We start from the raw sequence: 19,304 nt of genomic DNA, 5'->3' as shown, positions 1-19,304 counted from the left end.
ATGACGACAGACATCATCACGTTACATACTATCAGCTTTCCAAATTGTTAAAGAACAATGCGTACCTGCTAGCGGCGCATTCAGCTCTGACTTCTCCTAAGAGAAGATAAACAAGCAATCTGTGTGAACACTCAGCAAAAATTAAGTTAGTCGTATAGGTAAGGAGGTGATCCAGCCCCAGGTTCCCCTAGGGCTACCTTGTTACGACTTCACCCCAGTCATGAACCACAAAGTGGTGAGCGCCCCCCCGAAGGTTAAGCTACCCACTTCTTTTGCAGCCCACTCCCATGGTGTGACGGGCGGTGTGTACAAGGCCCGGGAACGTATTCACCGTGGCATTCTGATCCACGATTACTAGCGATTCCGACTTCATGGAGTCGAGTTGCAGACTCCAATCCGGACTACGACGAGCTTTGTGAGATTAGCTCCACCTCGCGGCTTTGCAACCCTCTGTACTCGCCATTGTAGCACGTGTGTAGCCCTACTCGTAAGGGCCATGATGACTTGACGTCGTCCCCACCTTCCTCCGGTTTATCACCGGCAGTCTCCCTAGAGTTCCCACCATTACGTGCTGGCAAATAAGGATAGGGGTTGCGCTCGTTGCGGGACTTAACCCAACATTTCACAACACGAGCTGACGACAGCCATGCAGCACCTGTCTCACGGTTCCCGAAGGCACTAAGCTATCTCTAGCGAATTCCGTGGATGTCAAGAGTAGGTAAGGTTCTTCGCGTTGCATCGAATTAAACCACATGCTCCACCGCTTGTGCGGGCCCCCGTCAATTCATTTGAGTTTTAACCTTGCGGCCGTACTCCCCAGGCGGTCTACTTAATGCGTTAGCTTGAGAGCCCAGTGTTCAAGACACCAAACTCCGAGTAGACATCGTTTACGGCGTGGACTACCAGGGTATCTAATCCTGTTTGCTCCCCACGCTTTCGTGCCTGAGCGTCAGTCTTTGTCCAGGGGGCCGCCTTCGCCACCGGTATTCCTCCAGATCTCTACGCATTTCACCGCTACACCTGGAATTCTACCCCCCTCTACAAGACTCTAGTTCGCCAGTTCGAAATGCAATTCCCAGGTTGAGCCCGGGGCTTTCACATCTCGCTTAACAAACCGCCTGCGCACGCTTTACGCCCAGTAATTCCGATTAACGCTCGGACCCTCCGTATTACCGCGGCTGCTGGCACGGAGTTAGCCGGTCCTTCTTCTGTAGGTAACGTCACAGCAACAGCGTATTAAGCTGCTACCTTTCCTCCCTACTGAAAGTGCTTTACAACCCGAAGGCCTTCTTCACACACGCGGCATGGCTGCATCAGGGTTTCCCCCATTGTGCAATATTCCCCACTGCTGCCTCCCGTAGGAGTCTGGGCCGTGTCTCAGTCCCAGTGTGGCTGATCATCCTCTCAGAACAGCTAGGGATCGTCGCCTTGGTGAGCCATTACCTCACCAACTAGCTAATCCCACCTAGGTTCATCCAATCGCGGAAGGCCCGAAGGTCCCCTCCTTTCCCCCGTAGGGCGTATGCGGTATTAGCAGTCGTTTCCAACTGTTATCCCCCTCGACTGGGCAGATCCCTAGGCATTACTCACCCGTCCGCCGCTCGCCACCTCAGAAGTAAACTCCCTTGTGCTGCCGCTCGACTTGCATGTGTTAGGCCTGCCGCCAGCGTTCAATCTGAGCCATGATCAAACTCTTCAATTAAAGTTTTGTTGCTTCCGTCTTACGACTTCAGCGGCTCAATGAATTCTGATTTTTTGTTTCTCGCTAAAAGAAACAAACTGTACATATTGCTATGAACACTCATTGTTACATTGATTTAAATTTTTGACTGCCAACCCGAAGGTTGAGCAGTTTCGATTAACTCAACACCTGTGAGTGTCCACACAGATTTCTTGTTTTATCTTGTTAAAGAGCAACTCAATATCCGTAAGAGGACGTGAGTACCACACTGAGCGTCGAACGCTTCCAGTTGGCTAGGGCTGCGTATTCTACGCATTTCCCGTTTCGCGTCAAGGAGTTTTTTCAACTTCTTGCTGCGGTTGAATTAAGTGGTTAAAAGCCATTCAATTCAATCTAACTCGTCATCTTGCTTTCGCTGTCTGCCGTGTCAGTGGATGCGCATTATAGGGAGATTGAGAAAGTGCGCAACCCCTTTTTTAAGGAAATCTGCAGTTAATTCTGATTACCTAAACTAGCCACAAGATACCCACCACTTACCCCCAAAGTTATCCACAAAATAGCGTTTTCTCTGCAGTTCTACCTCATATTTTGAGGATGTACAGCATCAAAATGAAGGGTTCAGGGTATGAATTTACTTGGTTTAGGTAACGATAACGGTTACCCGAATCGGAATATCTCCTCCCTACTTTTATATAGAGCAGTTAATGGAAAATATAGGGGGGACATATAGATGACCGCTAGTACATTTTAGGATACAAGGTACTTTAGCGACTCGTAAGCCTTCATTGCTTAGCTTTTCTCAATGAGTTGACTACATTTAGCACAAGAAAATTGCTTTCTAACGGGTAAATGCAATTTAGCTTGCTTAAAAGGTCAGATTAAATAAGAGGTGGGGCACGGTTCAACGCCCATCAAGATGTTAACGTATTGTTTTAATGAAAAATTATTGATCAACTATGTCTAGACTGTTGTAATAGACGGTACAAACCACGATGAAGAAATATAATAAAATGACTCAAACTAAGTCTGATACGCCAAGAACATTTACCATTCGTCCTGCATTAGCCGATGATCATACTGCCATTAGCGCTTTGTGGCTAAAGGGAAGTCTTCAAGCGCATCCTTTTGTTGCCGCAACTTATTGGAAGGAACAACTGCATACGATGTCGAATGATTATTTACCTAGTTGTGAATGTTGGGTATTGGAAGCCGATCACGAAATACTTGGATTTAGCGCTATGCATGACGATGAGTTATCAGCCTTATTTGTTCATGCGGATAGACAAGGCCAAGGTTATGGTGTTGCTTTGCTTAATCATGCAAAACAATTGAGACCTTTACTTTGGCTGGCGGTCTATGAACAAAACCAGCGTGCTTTGTTATTTTATCAACAGCAGGGTTTCCGGAATGAGAAACGCCAACGTTGCGAAAACACGCAAGTATGGGAATGGGTAATGCGAAGAAAGGATAAAGATAACGACTAATCTCAGTTAATTGTATCTAATCGTTTTGCATCTCCTAACTTCTTTTCATGTTAATAGTGCAGCGGCCTTCATCCCATCGCCATAGAAAGCTCCAAATGACTTAATCAGGGACAGGGAGAGATCTCTTTAATACTTATTCGGTAACTAGCTATATATAATAAGTAGCAGTGTAAGTAACTGTCATAAGTAAGGCAGAGATCATTCGACTCTATTCAGCTTGATCCATTACCGAGAAAGTGGATTAGCTCGCACTCCAGAGTAACTGTCCACAGTCGGTAAGATCATAGCCACCCAGTAGCGCCGCCATTTGCCTCGAGTGGCCGCTCGCCAACATAGTAAAGAGTTGTTGAAGCTGACGACGGAAGTAAATGCTTTGCGGCATAACGAAATCGAAGGACTCTTTAATCAGTGGCACGAAACTCAAACCACTCTCCAATGCCACAGATTGACAGCCAAAACCTATATCGGCATCACCACGGGCGATATAACCTGCCAGCTCCCGTTCACTATAGGCCGTCAGCACGACATTTAGCTGATCTAAGCGAGCGCCTTGCTTTAACAACCAATGTTCTAAATGTTGCTGGCTACCCGCGCCGCCCTGACGACTCACCCAACGCCAAGGTAAGTTCACGACTTTATCTTCCTCTTGGCACCTGTGGTGCATATCGGCACGCATGATCAACCCTTGTTGACGGGAGTAACCGTGCACCATGATCCATTGTTGATGATTGTTATACCCTTTAAGTAAGGCTGGATGACGGATATTGCGATCCTCCATACTGCCCCAGTGCAAGGTACACACATCGGCATAACCTTTAGCGAGTAACTCTAATCCTAAGCGTGAACCTGTCGCGCTGTAGCTTATCAACTCACGGCTACCGACTTGTGCCATCAAGCGCGCCACCAGCATAGATAAGAGTGGATCGTCACTACCGGTGATCAACAAACGGTCGGTAAGCATGCCACTGTGACACGAATCCATCACCCAACGGTCGATTAACACTTTCGGGAATAGCCATTTACCGGTGATTTTAGTGGCGGGGAGAATTCTGTCATTGGCCATGGCGTAGACTTTTTTCTCGTTAAGATCTAAATACTCGGCCACTTGCTTCGCGCTCATGTAAACCAATTCACTGGCAGACGTCATCTTGTTTCCTTGTCTTATTCTTTATTACTGCATGCAAGTCTTAGCATTACTGTCTTAGCTCACTTGGGGCTAAGGAGCCGTATTGGCATCAAATTGCAGATTTTCACTGCCGTGATACACCAAAAAGTGTCGACCTTTAGCGCGGGCGATAATAGTAATGCCTAACTGCTGCGCCAGTGCTAAGCCCATCTGAGTGACGCCGCTACGTGATAGCAAAATGGGGATCCCCATCTTGGCGACTTTAATCACCATTTCAGAGGTTAAGCGGCCTGTGGTATAGAATATTTTGTTATCGCCACGATCCTGCGTCAGCCACATATCCCCAGCCAAGGTGTCGACGGCATTATGGCGGCCGACATCTTCAACGAAGGCCATAATCTTATCGTCTTCGCACAAACCACAGCCATGCACAGCGCCAGCATTCTTATAGGTTTCGTTATATTCGTTGATATTTTTCAATAAGCTATACAGCGTGCTTTGCTTCAAACTCGGTGTAGGTAAATTGATGTTATCTAGATCCTGCATGAAACTGCCATACACCGTGCCTTGACCACAGCCTGACGTCACGGTTTTTTCGGAGAGTTTCTCGTCGAGATCGACAGTTTGTTCACGGGTAACCACAGCCGCAGAACTCACATCCCAATCGACGATGACAGAGTCCAGCAGGCTCACATCCGAAATAAAGCCTTGGTTCTTAAGATAACCTAACGCCAGAGACTCAGGTTTTGCCCCTAGGGTCATTAGCGTCACTATGGGACGCCAGTTTAAATAAACGGTAAGTGGACGTTCACAGGCAACAAATTTATCCAGCACTTCCCCCGCCTCATTCACTGCTTTTACGGCAATGGTTAACGGTACTTCCGCTTGGGTTCTCACAAAAGAACACTGATGATGAGGCTTCTGAGTGGGGTTAGCTGCCGCTACTTCTTTATCTGTGCCCATGCTGTTTTCCGAAATCATAATGCTACCGCTTAACGAGTCATGGCCTGAGCATAGCAATATTTATACCTAGGTATAAAACTCGGGTTTAAATGCGTGATCTGCCGCAATGCTGATTTTTCATTAGCCCTTTTATGTCCCAAACAAAACCCAGTACTGGACAAAATGTCCACTTTTTAGGGGGTTTTTGATGATCTAGTTCAAACTAATACCCCATGTTTACTGGCACCAATATTGCAGTGACCTTTTATCGCAATTTGTTGGTAAAACCGATCCGTTCGATCTACGGTTCGTCCATCAACACGGCTGAGACGGAGAGACAATGCAACATACAACGAATGTTTGGCCCATGTACGTTTCACTTAAAAAAGTAGAGAAACAAGTTGGCCGCTGGACCTCAGTACAATGGGAAATTGAACACCTACTTCCCGCCACCCATCAAGCCCCAGACGACGCAACCTTAGTGCTCCTCGAACTGCACAAAGACGAACGCGCCAGCTATCGCCTCAATCTCGATGTAGATAACGCTATGCTGTATTTAGTGTGCGATGAAACGGCCGATGGCACTTGGATACCCGCAGCACTGTCGGCAGACCAAAACGTCGCCGCAGGTTGCCTTGAGGGCAATACCCCTGTTATCAACCTATTGATGCCAGAAGCCATCGCTTGTTGGATTGAAGCCTTTATCACCCAGCATGGCGAAGTCGAAATCGCCGCCCATCGCCGTAAGCATGTCGATGGCCGTAAGAATCAAGGCCCGAGTCACGATCCACTTCGGAGGGACTAATGGCTGAATCCACGCAAAAAACGGCTGGGCTACTGAGTCGCTGGAACCAGCGTCGCGAACAAGTTGCCGCTGAACAAGCGCGAGAAACTCAAGAAGAAGCAGCGCCTCAAGCGCCGATCGCGACCGAAGCCACTGTGGCAGTTGAGCCGCTTCAACCGACAGAGCCAGTAACAGAGTCCAATACTGCCGAACATGACGATCCGAATCGCATGCTCACAGCGGCGGATTTACCGAATCCTGACGAAATTGAAATTGGCGGCAGCTTTGCGAGTTTTATGGGCGCGAATGTCGATCCGGCGGCGAAATCTGCGGCGCTGCGAGCACTGTGGAAACAACCACATTTCAACGAGATAGATGGGCTTTTAGAATATGCGCTCGATTACAGTAATCAGCCCAAACTCAGCGCCGAAGTTTCAGCAGAATTAGCGCAAAAAGTCTTCCGCTACATCACCAAAGACAGCGAAACGCCGGATGAAGAGTCAGCCTTAGCCAAACAAGCTGCAGAAACTAATCCATCCGCTAGTCTTGATGTAAGCGAAACCACGACTCAAGAAGTCGAAACCGAATTGGCAGCAGAGCCGATAGCGGACAATTTGGATGGGGAGACTGATGACCTACCCCAAAATGCACCAGAGCCCTCGGCTCAGGTCCAAACCCGAGTTGTTTAACGTCAGTTTAGCTAATTTTAATGTCCGTAACTTTGGTATGTGAATTGCTGTACTAAGACATAAAAAAGCTTAGATAAAAGCAGAAAAGGCAATGACTTACTTATTACCAGCCGCCTAAATCTGCCCAGATACAGTAAAACAAGAAACAGCCAAAGTACTGTTCAGGAACGCAATGTGAGCACTCATTTGATGACCAATCAAACCCAAGAAGCGTTAAAACAAGCGCGGCAACAGGTGTTAGCGCAAACTCAGATGCTGCAGAATCTGATCCCGCCAACCGTCAGCTACACCACCGAAGGCAATGTCCTCATTATCGGCCCAGAAGATCTTGCTCGCCTTGCCGCGGACAAATTGTCCACTATGGCCCATCGCGTGATTTTAGCCAATGAAGCCATTACCAGCCAAGACGAAGCCCACCTTGAGCGTGTGATGGCGGCGGCAACCGATGTCGAAAGTTACTACAACAAACTCATTGGCGTAAAAGGCTTTTTAGGCCAATTCCAAGTCAGTGTTGAAAATCAAGATGGCGCGGCCGAACTCAGTTTAGTGTCGATTCGTAAACCCCATTTCGATATCGTGCTCGATTTGAGCAGCACAGCTTGTTTGAACTTAGAGATGCTGCCACCCGGTTATTTCTATGTCGGTCAAGACACTGAGAAACTCGAAGATGCCCTCGCGCAAATTCCCGATCTTGTCGGCCAATTCGATAAGCCTCGCTACGTCAAAATCAACCCAGATATTTGTGCCCACGACCGCAATGGCATCAATGGTTGTAATCGTTGCCTTAACTTTTGTCCAGCCGATGCAATTAGTAGCGTGGCGAAGAAAATTGAAATCGACCCATACCTTTGCCACGGCGCGGGCAGTTGTACTAGTGCTTGTCCAACGGGTGCCATCAGTTACGATTTACCGACGCCGCAGGCCTTACATTCATATCTGAACAAAGTCGTTAGTCGTTTCCGCGAGCAAGCCCAAACCGCACCGGTGATTTTGTTCCATGATAATGCCGTCGGCGCTGACTTTATCACCGACGATCTAGCGGGTGACATTATCCCCGTCGCCCTAGAAGAAATTACTGTTGCTAGCTTAGATCACTGGCTGTCTGTACTCGCTTGGGGCGCGCGCCAAGTGCTGATCCTCAATACCGACGCCACAGCGCCAACTCTTACGCAAATGCTTAAAGGCGAGCTTTCGTTAGCCAACAGCATTTTAGATGAAATGGGTCAGCCACAACGTATCAGCCTCATCGACCCAAGCAAGCTTGCCGATTTAGATTCGATGCTCGATATCAGCTTAGATTGGCCCGTGATCGTGCCCGCTGCATTTGTCTCGACTACCAAACGCAACACGCTATTTGAAGCGATAGATCACCTCAATAGCCAAGCGGGTGAAATCGATACTTGCCTTAGCCTCAACAACATTCCCTTTGGCAAAGTCAGCGTGAATGTCGAAAAGTGCACTATGTGTATGTCCTGCGTGGCAATTTGCCCAACCGTGGCATTGCAAGATGGCGGCGACAAACCTGCACTACACTTTATTGAGCAAAACTGCGTGCAATGCGGCTTATGTGAAGCGGCCTGTCCTGAAAAAGTGATAAGCCTAACGCCACAAATTAATTTTGATAAAGCTGCTCGTCAGCAACAACACACCCTGAAAGAAGAAGCTCCCTTCGAATGTATTCGCTGCGGCTCTCCTTTCGCGACCCAATCTATGGTGCATCGGATGCTGGATATGGTCGGCGCGCACAGCGCATTTTCTGCCAATATTGAGCGCTTGAAAATGTGTGGCGACTGCCGGGTAAAAGACATGTTTGAAGACATTCTTCAAGATCCTGAAAAGCAACTGCGATAAGAGATCCGCTATGACCGAATCAGTAAGACAAGTTTCAGAAAACGATCAGTTGAGAGCCGATATCTATCAACTGTTAGCCGCCCTATTGCGCCGTCAGCCGAGTCCTGAACTGCTGCAATTTTTGGCCAATCTTGAAATCGATGCCAATGAAGACAACGAGATGACCAAAGCTTGGTTATCACTCCAACTTGCCGCCCAGCAGTTCAACGATGAACAGCTTGAAGACGAGTATTTTGCGCTATTCCTCGGCGTAGGCTCTGGTGAAATCCTGCCCTATGGCAGCTGGTTTATGACTGGCTCCTTAATGGACAAACCGCTGGCATTACTGCGCCAAGACCTAATGCAACTTGGATTTGAACGCGAAGACAATGTCAAAGAACCCGAAGATCATGTAGCCGCCCTGTGTGAAGTAATGGGAACCCTGATTTTAGAAGCGCCGAGCTATCGCCAACTGGCTTTTTACCAACGCCATATCGGCAGTTGGATTGGCCGCTTCTGCGACAACTTAGCTAAAGCGCCCAGCGCTGCGTTTTACGCGACCGTCGCCCAGCTGGCAAAAGCCTTCTTTGAAATGGAAGCCAGTGCCTTTGAACAATTGAGCTTAGATATTCCCGTCAATTGCCCAGGCAGCGCCGACCTACAACCGGCCACCAGCGATTTAGCAAAACCAGTGGAATTAATGAACTAAGACTAAGCTTAATAATAGCGCGACATGTGCGCGCTAGATATCAGTGCTAAATGGATTTAAACGGCAAGGTGAAGTCACACGCACCTTCGCAACAATAACGAAAGCTTAGGCTTTCACAATAACCGAGGTGGTCACCGTTTGTGCCACCTTATCCCGCAACACAAGGAGACACTATGAAGAAGCCAGCTTCCGACATGGGCCGTCGTCAATTGCTCAAAGCATTGGCACTCGGCAGTGCGGCAGGCGCAGTGGTAACCGTGAGCAGTCAGGCGTTAGCCTCGACAAAAACGGCAGCAACCACAGAGCCTAAGAGTGAGAACTACCGCGAAACCGACCATATCCGTAACTATTATGCGTCGTTGAACAACTAACCAGAGGAGAGTGTGTGATGCGATTAACCCGCAAAACAGACCAGGTTGTCGAATCTAAAGCGCCAGCACTGGGTCTCAATCGTCGTCAGTTCTTAAAATCGGCAGGTCTTGCCACAGGTGGCATCGCTGCGGCGTCCATGCTGGGCACAGGCATGATGCGTAAAGCACAAGCCCAAGAAGACATAGGCCACAATGTTCCCACCGAAGTTAAACGTACCATCTGTTCTCACTGCGCCGTCGGCTGTGGTGTATATGCAGAAGTACAAAACGGCGTGTGGACAGGTCAAGAACCGGCATTTGACCATCCCTTTAACCAAGGTGGACACTGCGCGAAAGGTGCGGCACTGCGTGAGCACGGCCACGGTGAAAAACGCCTGAAATACCCAATGAAGTTAGAAGGCGGCAAGTGGAAAAAGATCTCTTGGGATCAAGCGATTAATGAAGTCGGCGACAAGATGGAAGCGATTCGTCAAGAGTCAGGTCCAGATTCCGTTTACTTTATGGGTAGCGCCAAGTTTTCGAACGAACAAGCTTATTTATATCGCAAATTAGCGGCACTGTGGGGCACGAACAACGTCGACCATTCAGCCCGTATTTGTCACTCTACCACGGTAGCCGGTGTTGCTAACACTTGGGGCTACGGTGCGCAAACCAACTCGATTAACGATATCCGCCACACTAAGTGCATCATGTTTGTGGGTTCAAACCCAAGTGAAGCGCATCCAGTGGCAATGCAACATATTCTAGTCGCCAAAGAACGCGGCGCTAAAGTGATTGTTGTTGATCCACGTTTCACCCGTACTGCAGCGAAATCTGACGAGTACGTGCATATCCGCCCAGGTACAGATATCCCCTTCATTTATGGCCTGTTATGGCACATTTTTGAAAACGGCTGGGAAGATAAAGAGTTTATCAAACAACGCGTATACGGCATCGAGCGTATCCGTGAAGAAGCCAAAAAATACACCCCAGAAGAAGTTGAACTGGTTGCAGGCGTGCCTAAGGCGCAAATGTACCGTGTGGCTAAAATGCTGGCCGAAACGAAACCCGGCACTATCGTTTGGTGTATGGGCGGTACTCAGCACCATGTCGGTAATGCCAACACCCGTTCATACTGTATTTTACAGTTGGCCCTAGGCAACATGGGTGTTTCTGGTGGCGGGACTAACATCTTCCGTGGTCACGATAACGTGCAAGGTGCGACTGACTTTGGTTTGTTATTCGACAACTTACCCGGTTACTACGGCTTAACGACTGGCGCGTGGGCTCACTGGTCAAATGTATGGGATCTCGATCCTAAATGGATTGCCAGCCGTTTCGACCAAGGTGAATACCTAGGCCAAACACCACAAACATCAGCCGGTATTCCTTGCTCTCGCTGGCACGATGGGGTGTTAGAAGATAAAACCAAAATTGCGCAGAAAGACAATATCCGTCTGGCGTTCTTCTGGGGACAATCGGTTAACACTGAAACCCGTGGTCGTGAAGTGCGTGAAGCATTGAACAAGATGGATACTGTGGTTGTGGTCGATCCTTTCCCAACCATGGCAGGTGTTATGCACCAACGTAAAGACGGTGTGTACCTATTGCCTGCGGCGACGCAATTCGAAACCTATGGTTCAGTATCGGCCTCAAACCGTTCGCTCCAATGGCGTACTAAAGTCATCGAGCCACTGTTTGAGTCTCTGCCCGATCACATCATCATGTATAAGTTCGCTAAAAAATGGGGCGTTGAAAAAGAATTCTGTAAGCACATTCAAGTGAATGGCGAAGAGCCTTTGATTGAAGATGTGACCCGCGAATTCAATACCGGTATGTGGACTGTAGGTTATACAGGTCAAAGCCCTGAGCGTTTGAAAATGCACCAAGAAAACTGGGGCACTTTCGATGTCAATAATCTAACAGCACCCGGCGGTCCTGCTAAGGGTGAAGTCTACGGTTTACCTTGGCCATGTTGGGGTACACCAGAGATGAAACATCCTGGTACCCAGATCCTGTACGATCAATCAAAACACGTGAAAGACGGTGGCGGTAACTTCCGTGCCCGTTACGGTGTTGAGCATGATGGCGTCAACATTCTTGCCGAAGGTTCTTTCTCTAAAGGCAGTGAAATTCAAGATGGTTATCCTGAATTCTCCGCCGACATGCTCAAGCAATTGGGTTGGTGGGATGAACTCACAGATGCAGAGAAAAAACGCGCCGAAGGCAAAAACTGGAAGACTGACATTTCTGGTGGCATCCAACGTGTTGCGATCAAGCATGGCTGTATTCCCTATGGCAACGCTAAAGCCCGTTGTATCGTTTGGACTTTTCCAGATGATATCCCGAAACATCGCGAACCACTTTACACTCCTCGTCGTGACTTAGTCGCCAAGTACCCAACCTACGAAGACCGTATGGTTGCGCGTCTGCCGACCTTGTATAAGTCAATCCAAGATAAGGACTTTACCCAAGGCTTCCCGCTGACGCTGACCTCTGGTCGTCTAGTGGAATACGAAGGCGGCGGTGAAGAATCCCGTTCTAACCCTTGGCTTGCTGAGCTGCAACAAGAAATGTTCATCGAGATGAACCCTGCGGATGCTGCGGATCGCGGCGTGCGTGACGGTGACAATGTCTTTGTGCATGGCCCAGAAGGCGCCAAGATCACGGTTAAGGCTATGGTGACACCGCGCGTTATTGCCGGTGAATGTTTTATGCCATACCACTTTGCTGGTGTGTTTGAAGGCGAAAGCCTCGCGAAAAACTATCCTGAAGGCACAGTGCCTTACGTGATAGGCGAATCGGCAAACACCATTTTAACTTATGGCTACGACGTTGTGACTCAGATGCAAGAAACTAAGTCCAGCTTGTGCCAGATCAGCAAAGCCTAACCTACTTGATGAGGAGATAAGCCATTATGGCAGTCATGAAATTTCTGTGTGACACCAAGCGCTGCATCGAGTGTAACGGTTGTGTCACTGCATGTAAGAACGAAAACGACTCCGCTCTCGAGTGGGGAATCCAACGTCGCCGCGTGGTGACGATTAACGATGGTCTACCTGGCGAAGCCTCTATTTCAGTGGCATGTATGCACTGTACCGATGCTCCCTGCATGGCCGTATGTCCGGCAGATTGTTTCTACCGTACCGAAGACGGCATAGTGCTACACAACAAAGATACCTGTATCGGTTGTGGTTATTGCTTCTATGCTTGTCCATTTGGTGCACCGCAATTCCCGAAAAAGACTGCCTTTGGTAGTCGTGGCAAGATGGACAAGTGTACTTTCTGCGCCGGTGGCCCAGAAGAAACCTTCTCCGAAGCCGAGCGTAAAAAATACGGCGCCAACCGTATTGCTGAGGGCAAGTTACCTATGTGTGCTGAGCTTTGTTCGACAAAAGCCCTGCTCGCGGGTGATGCGGAAGTGGTATCCAATATCTACCGTCAACGTATGGCCTCTCGTGGCAATCCTAACGTGATTTGGGGTTACAACCCCAAGACAGGTGAGATTAACTAAGCAGAGCGAGGGTTAGGGAGTCATCCCTAACCTCTGGCAAGGAGTGAAAATGTTAAACAAACAGTTAAACAAATCACTGCGCAGTCTGTTTGCTCTGTTGGTGCTCGTCATGGGATTGGGATTAGGTTCAGTAATGAGCGCAAGCCCAGTACACGCAAGTGATCAGCAATCGAGTCAACAACAGGCGAAAGCGCAAACCAGCGATGCCGATCTTTGGCGGGCGGTAAAAGCAGGCGATGCCGGCTATACCACTGCCAAAGGGATAGATACTGGGGTGTTGATTAACGTTGCCGGTAACCAAGGTAAAGAACTGAGAAACCAATATCTAACCCCGATTATGGCGTTGGCCGTTGTCGGTGTGTTCGGGGCTTTCTTATTGTTTTATCTGGTGAATGGTCCATCAAAACTCAGCAAGGGCTTTTCAGGCAAGTTAGTGGCGCGTTGGTCTAAGGCGGATCTGTGGATCCACTGGATCATGGCGAGCAGCTGCCTGACACTGATGTTTACCGGTTTAACCATAATGTTAGGTAAGCATGTTGTTCAGCCCATGTTAGGGCCTGATCTGTGGGCACCATTGATCTACGGCAGTAAAACCATCCACGATTGGGCAGGTCCCATCTTTATCGCGGCTTGGGCTGTCTGTGTCGTCAAATGGATGCCGCTACAAACCTTCAAGATGTATGATTTGAAATGGTTTTTAGTGGTAGGTGGTTATATCAACTTTGGCCCGTTCAAAGGTAAACACCCTGACAGTGGTTTTGCTAACGCCGGTGAAAAAATGTGGTTCTGGACGCTGATGCTGTTTGGTTTATTCATCAGTGTTTCTGGCATCATGTTGGTATTACCAGGCTTAGACTTACCGCGCGAAGCCTCCATGGGCGCGCTACTGATCCACTCTATCAGCGCCATTATTCTGATTGCCTTTACCATAGTGCATATTTGGATGGCGACCGTACTCAGCGAAGGCGGTATGGAGTGTATGAAGTCAGGCTATTGTGATGAAAACTGGGCAATCCAGCACCACAATCTCTGGTATGACGAAATCAAAGCCAACGGCAACTTAAAATATAAAGACTAAGTTACACCGCAGCTTTTAGGTCCTTAAAACACCCCGCAATGCGGGGTGTTCTTTTATCTGTACTTCATTCGACAATACAAAAACTTAACACCTGAAACGCTGTGATACAAAAAGCCGCCAGCGCCCTGCTCCCAAGGGAGTTGCGAAACTATGAGCGAGTTAACGCTTTAAGAGTACGACAGCCGATTTCAACACTGCAAACTGTCCTAGATCAATTCCTACTCAACCCTTTCCTACTATATTGCCGTCACGCGCGATGATTGATGGCAAACAAGATGATTTCATTATCTTTCTCACCGCTAATCTTCACTTTTTGATAACAAGATGAATCCCACAAAAAGCCGTGCGATCTCAAAAAACTAAACCCTAATTTCAGGAGTCAGCATGAAGCAGCAACCCAGCGATTTATCTCGCCGATCTTTGCTCAAAGCGCTCACCGTCGGCAGCGTAGCGGGTGCCGCGATTGCCGCAACCGGCATGAGCGTGGCACAGGCCAGCGAGAGCAGCAAGGTAACCACCAAAGCGTCAAAGGGTTACCACGAAACTGCGCACATCAGCAGCTATTACAATAGCTTGCGCAGCTAATCTAGGAGAAGTCAGCGATGAAGTTAACTCGCAAGTCTAGTGTCGCCCCAGTGGCAGACAAACCGGCGTTAGGCATTAGCCGTCGTCAATTTATGAAGCACGCAGGTATTGCCACCGGAGGTATTGCGGCGGCATCACTGATGGGCACAGGCATGATGCGTCGCGTCGAAGCCAAAGAAGTGCCACATGATTCCCCTATCGAAGTCAAACGTACTATTTGTAGTGCCTGCGCCGTCGGTTGTGGTCTGTATGCCGAAGTACAAAATGGCGTATGGACGGGTCAAGAACCTGCATTCGATCACCCCTTCAACGCCGGTGGTCACTGCGCTAAAGGTGCGGCACTGCGTGAACATGGCCACGGTGAAAAACGCCTTAAATACCCAATGAAATTGGTTGATGGCAAGTGGAAAAAAATCTCTTGGGAAGATGCGATTAACGAAGTGGGCGACCAAATGCTCAACATTCGTAAAGAATCCGGCCCAGACTCAGTGTACTTCATGGGTAGCGCTAAATTCTCAAACGAAGGTTGCTACATGTACCGCAAACTAGCGGCCATGTGGGGCACAAACAACGTCGACCATTCAGCTCGTATTTGTCACTCTACCACGGTAGCCGGTGTTGCTAACACTTGGGGCTACGGTGCGCAAACTAACTCCTTTAACGATATCCAAAACGCGAATGCGATTTTCTTTATCGGTGCTAACCCTGCAGAAGCCCACCCAGTGGCGATGCAACATATTCTGATCGCTAAAGAAAGAAACAACGCTAAGTTGATCGTGGTTGATCCACGTTTCTCTCGCACCGCGGCGCATTCCGATCTGCACTGTGCATTGCGTCCAGGTACAGATATTCCTTTTATCTACGGTATGTTATGGCACATTTTTGAAAACGGTTGGGAGGATAAAACCTTTATCCAACAACGTGTTTTCGAGATGGACACCATTCGCGCCGAGGCGAAAAAATTTCCACCTAAAGAAGTGGAAAACATCACAGGCGTGAGCGAAGCCGAGGTTTATCAAGCAGCGAAACTCATGGCTGATAACCGCCCAGGTACTGTGATCTGGTGTATGGGTGGTACTCAACACCACGTCGGTAATGCCAATACCCGCGCTTACTGTATTCTGCAATTAGCGCTAGGTAACATGGGCGTGTCAGGCGGCGGAACGAACATTTTCCGTGGTCACGATAACGTACAAGGCGCAACTGACTTAGGTTTGTTGTTCGATAACTTACCGGGTTACTACGGCTTAACAACAGGTGCTTGGACCCACTGGACCCACGTGTGGGATCTAGACATGGAATGGATGAAAGGCCGCTTCGATCAAGGCACTTATCTTGGCCGTGAACCTATGACTACGCCGGGTATCCCTTGTTCTCGCTGGCACGATGGTGTATTAGAAGAAAAAGGCAAACTCGCGCAGCAAGATAACATTCGCATGGCGTTTTTCTGGGGACAATCGGTGAACACCGAAACCCGCCAACGTGACGTGCGTGATGCCTTAGACAAGATGGACACTGTGGTGGTGGTCGATCCATTCCCAACTATGGCAGGTGTGATGCATCGCCGTAAGAATGGTGTTTACTTGCTACCAGCAGCGACACAGTTTGAAACTGAAGGCTCAGTTTCTAACTCTGGCCGCAGTCAGCAATGGCGCGAAAAAGTCATAGAACCATTGTTTGAATCTAAAACCGATATCGAAATCATGTATCGCTTAGCGCAAAAACTTGGTTTTGCTGAGCAGTACACTAAACGCATCGCCAAAGAAAATGATTTGCCTGTGATTGAAGACATCACCCGCGAAATCAACCGCGGCATGTGGACTATCGGTATGACGGGCCAAAGCCCTGAACGCCTGAAACTACACACCCAAAACTGGGGCACCTTCAGCAACAAGACGCTCGAAGCCGCAGGCGGCCCAGCGAAAGGCGAAACCTACGGTTTACCTTGGCCATGTTGGGGCACGCCAGAAGCGAAACACCCCGGCACCCAAATTCTTTACGATCAATCCAAACATGTTAAAGACGGTGGCGGTAACTTCCGTGCCCGTTACGGCGTTGAATACAATGGTAAAAACCTATTGGCTGAAGGCTCTTTCTCTAAAGGTGCTGAAATCCAAGACGGTTATCCAGAGTTCTCCGACAAGCTGCTCAAGCAACTCGGTTGGTGGGATGATCTGACGGCGGCAGAAAAAACCGAAGCCGAAGGCAGAAACTGGAAGACAGATTTGTCAGGCGGCATAGTTCGCGTAGCGATCAAGCATGGCTGTATTCCTTTCGGTAACGCTAAAGCCCGTTGTATTGTTTGGACTTTCCCAGACCAAGCGCCAGTTCACCGCGAACCGTTATACACACCGCGCCGTGACTTAGTGGCCAAATACCCAACCTATGCCGACATGCAAGTGCACCGTCTGCCTACGCTGTATAAGTCAATCCAAGACAAAGACATGAGCGGCAAGTACCCACTGGTACTGACCTCAGGCCGTCTGGTTGAATACGAGGGTGGTGGTGAAGAATCTCGTTGTAACCCTTGGCTAGCTGAACTTCAACAGGAAATGTTTGTTGAGATAAGCCCTGCCGATGCAGCTGATCGCGGCATTCGTAACGGTGAAGACGTCTGGTTAGAAGGCGCCGAAGGTGGCCGCATTAAGGTACAAGCTATGGTGACGCCACGCGTTAAACCTGGCGTGACCTTTATGCCATATCACTTTGCGGGTGTGATGCACGGTGAAAGTTTAGCGCCTAATTATCCAGAGGGCACAGTACCTTACGTTATCGGTGAATCCGCTAACACTGCGCTGACCTATGGTTATGACCCTGTGACACAAATGCAGGAAACCAAGGCATCACTGTGTCAGATCGTTAAAGCGTAAGTGCAGCTTAAGCTAGGAGAATTGCCATTATGGCTACAATGAAATTTTTGTGTGATACCAAGCGCTGCATTGAATGTAACGGTTGTGTCACTGCCTGTAAAAACGAAAACGACTCCGCTCTCGAGTGGGGGATCCAACGCCGCCGCGTAGTGACCATTAACGATGGTCAACGTGGAGAAGCCTCTATCTCTGTCGCCTGTATGCATTGCTCAGATGCACCTTGTATGGCTGTTTGCCCAGCAAATTGCTTCTACAGAACCGACGACGGCATAGTGCTACACAACAAAGATGCCTGTATTGGTTGCGGTTACTGCTTGTACGCCTGTCCGTTTGGTGCACCACAGTTTCCGAAAAAAGGTGCCTTTGGTAGCCGTGGCAAGATGGATAAATGTACCTTCTGCGCTGGCGGCCCAGAAGAAAACCACTCAGAGGCAGAGCGCCAAAAATACGGTTCAAACCGTATTGCCGAAGGCAAACTGCCTATGTGTGCAGAACTGTGTGCCACTAAGGCCCTGTTAGCGGGTGATGCTGAAATTGTTTCAAACATCTTCCGTGAACGTGTGGCTTACCGTGGTGCTAAAAACGCGGCTTGGAATTAATTCAGGTCAACAGGATCTGTCCACAGACTTAGCTTAGCGCCTGCTCAGGCGGGCGCGACTAGGTGAGAGAGGATGTATGATGAACAAGTGGTTCAAACACATAGGCTTAGCCATAGCACTGTTATTTAGTGCCGTGTGTCTAGCCAATGGTGGTGATGAACTGGCGAATCAAGTTCAACAGTCTGATGCCCAAATTTGGGCACAACTGAAGGATGGTGCCACGGGATACACTACCTCCCAAAGTGAGTTTCATGCTCAACCCATCAATACCTATGATCTACGGGTATTAGAGCTACGTAGCAACTGGTTAGCGCCGGCCTTAATGGCAGCACTATTTGGTATGATCATTATCTTTGTTTTATTTATCAAGGTGAACGGCATCTCCAAGCTGCACCATGGTTTTTCAGGCAAGTTAGTGCATCGCTGGTCTAAGTTTGATGTTTCAATCCACTGGTTAGGCGCAATCCCGTGCTTACTGTTGATTTTAACGGGCTTAACCTTGCTGGCGGGTCGCTTCTTCTTCCAACCTTGGTTGGGCGAAGGCATCTGGGAAGCTATCGTGTACGGTGCGAAGCAAATCCATGACGTGATGGCGATTCCCTTCATGATAGGTTGGGCATTAATGACCACCCTATGGGCGAAAAACCAGCTGCCAAAAATGTACGACGTAAAGTGGTTCTTAGTCGTGGGCGGTTACATTAACTTTGGCCCGTTCAAAGGTAAGCACCCAGACGCAGGTTTTGCGAACGCCGGCGAGAAAATGTGGTTCTGGGCCTTTGCCCTATTTGGATTAGTGATTTCGGCCTCTGGCATGTTGTTACTCTTCCCTAACCTATTCGAACCTAGCCGTACATTAAGCTTGATCGCACTCGTGCTGCACTCTGTAAGCGCAATCGTGATCTGTGCTTTTTCTATCGTCCACATCTTCATGGCAACCGTGATGTCAGAAGGCGGTATGGAATGTATGGTGTCTGGCTACTGTGATGAAAACTGGGCAAGCCAACATCACAACCTGTGGTTTGACGAAATCAAAGCTAACGGCACCTTGAAATACAAAGACTAG

Annotated in this window: 15 protein-coding genes and 1 rRNA gene; 13 read left to right on the top strand and 3 right to left on the bottom strand. The window is 48.8% G+C overall.

Features of this window, described 5'->3' with window-relative positions:
* Nucleotides 1-159: 159 nt before the first annotated feature.
* A 16S ribosomal RNA gene (locus AC5YB3_RS13090) occupies nt 160-1,702 on the bottom strand.
* A 971-nt stretch (nt 1,703-2,673) separates the two neighbouring features.
* Here AC5YB3_RS13090 and AC5YB3_RS13085 point away from each other — a divergent pair.
* Nucleotides 2,674-3,165: an N-acetyltransferase gene (locus AC5YB3_RS13085; protein ID WP_006083557.1), complete on the top strand. Its 492-nt coding sequence runs from the start codon at nt 2,674-2,676 to the stop codon at nt 3,163-3,165.
* Between the two features lie 241 nt (nt 3,166-3,406).
* Here AC5YB3_RS13085 and AC5YB3_RS13080 read toward each other — a convergent pair whose 3' ends face one another.
* Both AC5YB3_RS13080 and AC5YB3_RS13075 read right to left on the bottom strand, forming a co-directional pair.
* Nucleotides 3,407-4,312: a substrate-binding domain-containing protein gene (locus AC5YB3_RS13080; RefSeq protein WP_006083558.1), complete on the bottom strand. Its 906-nt coding sequence runs from the start codon at nt 4,310-4,312 to the stop codon at nt 3,407-3,409.
* Between the two features lie 69 nt (nt 4,313-4,381).
* Nucleotides 4,382-5,254 carry a formate dehydrogenase accessory sulfurtransferase FdhD gene (locus AC5YB3_RS13075; protein WP_494525471.1) on the bottom strand — a complete coding sequence of 291 codons (873 nt, stop codon included), beginning with the start codon at nt 5,252-5,254 and terminating at the stop codon, nt 4,382-4,384.
* Nucleotides 5,255-5,573: 319 nt separating this feature from the next.
* On the opposite strand from AC5YB3_RS13075, the gene AC5YB3_RS13070 reads away from it, so the two are divergent.
* From AC5YB3_RS13070 to AC5YB3_RS13015, 12 genes are all read left to right on the top strand, one after another.
* The gene (locus AC5YB3_RS13070) at nt 5,574-6,038 is read left to right on the top strand and encodes a DUF3305 domain-containing protein (protein WP_006083560.1); all 465 of its coding nucleotides are present in this window, start codon (nt 5,574-5,576) and stop codon (nt 6,036-6,038) included.
* Entirely contained in the window at nt 6,038-6,706 is a 669-nt protein-coding gene (locus tag AC5YB3_RS13065) for a DUF3306 domain-containing protein (protein ID WP_432407064.1), read from the top strand. The genes AC5YB3_RS13070 and AC5YB3_RS13065 overlap by 1 nt, the downstream gene beginning before the upstream one ends.
* Nucleotides 6,707-6,895: 189 nt before the next feature.
* Nucleotides 6,896-8,557, top strand: a complete 1,662-nt coding sequence (locus AC5YB3_RS13060) for a 4Fe-4S binding protein (protein WP_494527188.1) — start codon at nt 6,896-6,898, stop codon at nt 8,555-8,557.
* Between the two features lie 10 nt (nt 8,558-8,567).
* A complete protein-coding gene (locus AC5YB3_RS13055) occupies nt 8,568-9,245 on the top strand; it encodes a TorD/DmsD family molecular chaperone (RefSeq protein ID WP_006084526.1) in 678 nt (225 codons plus the stop codon).
* A gap of 173 nt (nt 9,246-9,418) precedes the next feature.
* The gene (locus AC5YB3_RS13050) at nt 9,419-9,616 is read left to right on the top strand and encodes a twin-arginine translocation signal domain-containing protein (protein ID WP_006083564.1); all 198 of its coding nucleotides are present in this window, start codon (nt 9,419-9,421) and stop codon (nt 9,614-9,616) included.
* Nucleotides 9,617-9,633: 17 nt separating this feature from the next.
* Nucleotides 9,634-12,486 (top strand): molybdopterin-dependent oxidoreductase, encoded by a 2,853-nt coding sequence (locus AC5YB3_RS13045; protein WP_012090497.1) that lies wholly within the window; start codon nt 9,634-9,636, stop codon nt 12,484-12,486.
* Nucleotides 12,487-12,512: 26 nt separating this feature from the next.
* Nucleotides 12,513-13,109: a formate dehydrogenase FDH3 subunit beta gene (fdh3B, locus tag AC5YB3_RS13040; protein ID WP_006083566.1), complete on the top strand. Its 597-nt coding sequence runs from the start codon at nt 12,513-12,515 to the stop codon at nt 13,107-13,109.
* 49 nt (nt 13,110-13,158) lie between these two features.
* On the top strand, nt 13,159-14,187 hold the full coding sequence (locus AC5YB3_RS13035; RefSeq protein ID WP_006083567.1) for a formate dehydrogenase subunit gamma: 1,029 nt from the start codon (nt 13,159-13,161) through the stop codon (nt 14,185-14,187).
* Nucleotides 14,188-14,571: 384 nt separating this feature from the next.
* Nucleotides 14,572-14,772, top strand: a complete 201-nt coding sequence (locus tag AC5YB3_RS13030) for a twin-arginine translocation signal domain-containing protein (protein ID WP_006084531.1) — start codon at nt 14,572-14,574, stop codon at nt 14,770-14,772.
* Nucleotides 14,773-14,789: 17 nt separating this feature from the next.
* A complete protein-coding gene (locus AC5YB3_RS13025) occupies nt 14,790-17,642 on the top strand; it encodes a molybdopterin-dependent oxidoreductase (RefSeq protein ID WP_494525470.1) in 2,853 nt (950 codons plus the stop codon).
* A gap of 29 nt (nt 17,643-17,671) precedes the next feature.
* Nucleotides 17,672-18,241 carry a formate dehydrogenase FDH3 subunit beta gene (fdh3B, locus tag AC5YB3_RS13020; protein WP_006083570.1) on the top strand — a complete coding sequence of 190 codons (570 nt, stop codon included), beginning with the start codon at nt 17,672-17,674 and terminating at the stop codon, nt 18,239-18,241.
* 79 nt (nt 18,242-18,320) lie between these two features.
* The gene (locus tag AC5YB3_RS13015) at nt 18,321-19,304 is read left to right on the top strand and encodes a formate dehydrogenase subunit gamma (RefSeq protein WP_494527187.1); all 984 of its coding nucleotides are present in this window, start codon (nt 18,321-18,323) and stop codon (nt 19,302-19,304) included.

This window comes from Shewanella sp. 1311 (genome assembly GCF_059338235.1).
This window is presented reverse-complemented; position numbering and strand designations above follow the sequence as displayed.

Excerpts from the sequence above, each read along its gene's own strand:
- AC5YB3_RS13085 (WP_006083557.1), top strand. The coding sequence starts at position 2,674 with ATGAAGAAATATAATAAAATGACTCAAACTAAGTCTGATACGCCAAGA.
- AC5YB3_RS13080 (WP_006083558.1), bottom strand. The coding sequence starts at position 4,312 with ATGACGTCTGCCAGTGAATTGGTTTACATGAGCGCGAAGCAAGTGGCC.
- AC5YB3_RS13075 (WP_494525471.1), bottom strand. The coding sequence starts at position 5,254 with ATGGGCACAGATAAAGAAGTAGCGGCAGCTAACCCCACTCAGAAGCCT.
- AC5YB3_RS13070 (WP_006083560.1), top strand. The coding sequence starts at position 5,574 with ATGCAACATACAACGAATGTTTGGCCCATGTACGTTTCACTTAAAAAA.
- AC5YB3_RS13065 (WP_432407064.1), top strand. The coding sequence starts at position 6,038 with ATGGCTGAATCCACGCAAAAAACGGCTGGGCTACTGAGTCGCTGGAAC.
- AC5YB3_RS13060 (WP_494527188.1), top strand. The coding sequence starts at position 6,896 with ATGACCAATCAAACCCAAGAAGCGTTAAAACAAGCGCGGCAACAGGTG.
- AC5YB3_RS13055 (WP_006084526.1), top strand. The coding sequence starts at position 8,568 with ATGACCGAATCAGTAAGACAAGTTTCAGAAAACGATCAGTTGAGAGCC.
- AC5YB3_RS13050 (WP_006083564.1), top strand. The coding sequence starts at position 9,419 with ATGAAGAAGCCAGCTTCCGACATGGGCCGTCGTCAATTGCTCAAAGCA.
- AC5YB3_RS13045 (WP_012090497.1), top strand. The coding sequence starts at position 9,634 with ATGCGATTAACCCGCAAAACAGACCAGGTTGTCGAATCTAAAGCGCCA.
- fdh3B (WP_006083566.1), top strand. The coding sequence starts at position 12,513 with ATGGCAGTCATGAAATTTCTGTGTGACACCAAGCGCTGCATCGAGTGT.
- AC5YB3_RS13035 (WP_006083567.1), top strand. The coding sequence starts at position 13,159 with ATGTTAAACAAACAGTTAAACAAATCACTGCGCAGTCTGTTTGCTCTG.
- AC5YB3_RS13030 (WP_006084531.1), top strand. The coding sequence starts at position 14,572 with ATGAAGCAGCAACCCAGCGATTTATCTCGCCGATCTTTGCTCAAAGCG.
- AC5YB3_RS13025 (WP_494525470.1), top strand. The coding sequence starts at position 14,790 with ATGAAGTTAACTCGCAAGTCTAGTGTCGCCCCAGTGGCAGACAAACCG.
- fdh3B (WP_006083570.1), top strand. The coding sequence starts at position 17,672 with ATGGCTACAATGAAATTTTTGTGTGATACCAAGCGCTGCATTGAATGT.
- AC5YB3_RS13015 (WP_494527187.1), top strand. The coding sequence starts at position 18,321 with ATGAACAAGTGGTTCAAACACATAGGCTTAGCCATAGCACTGTTATTT.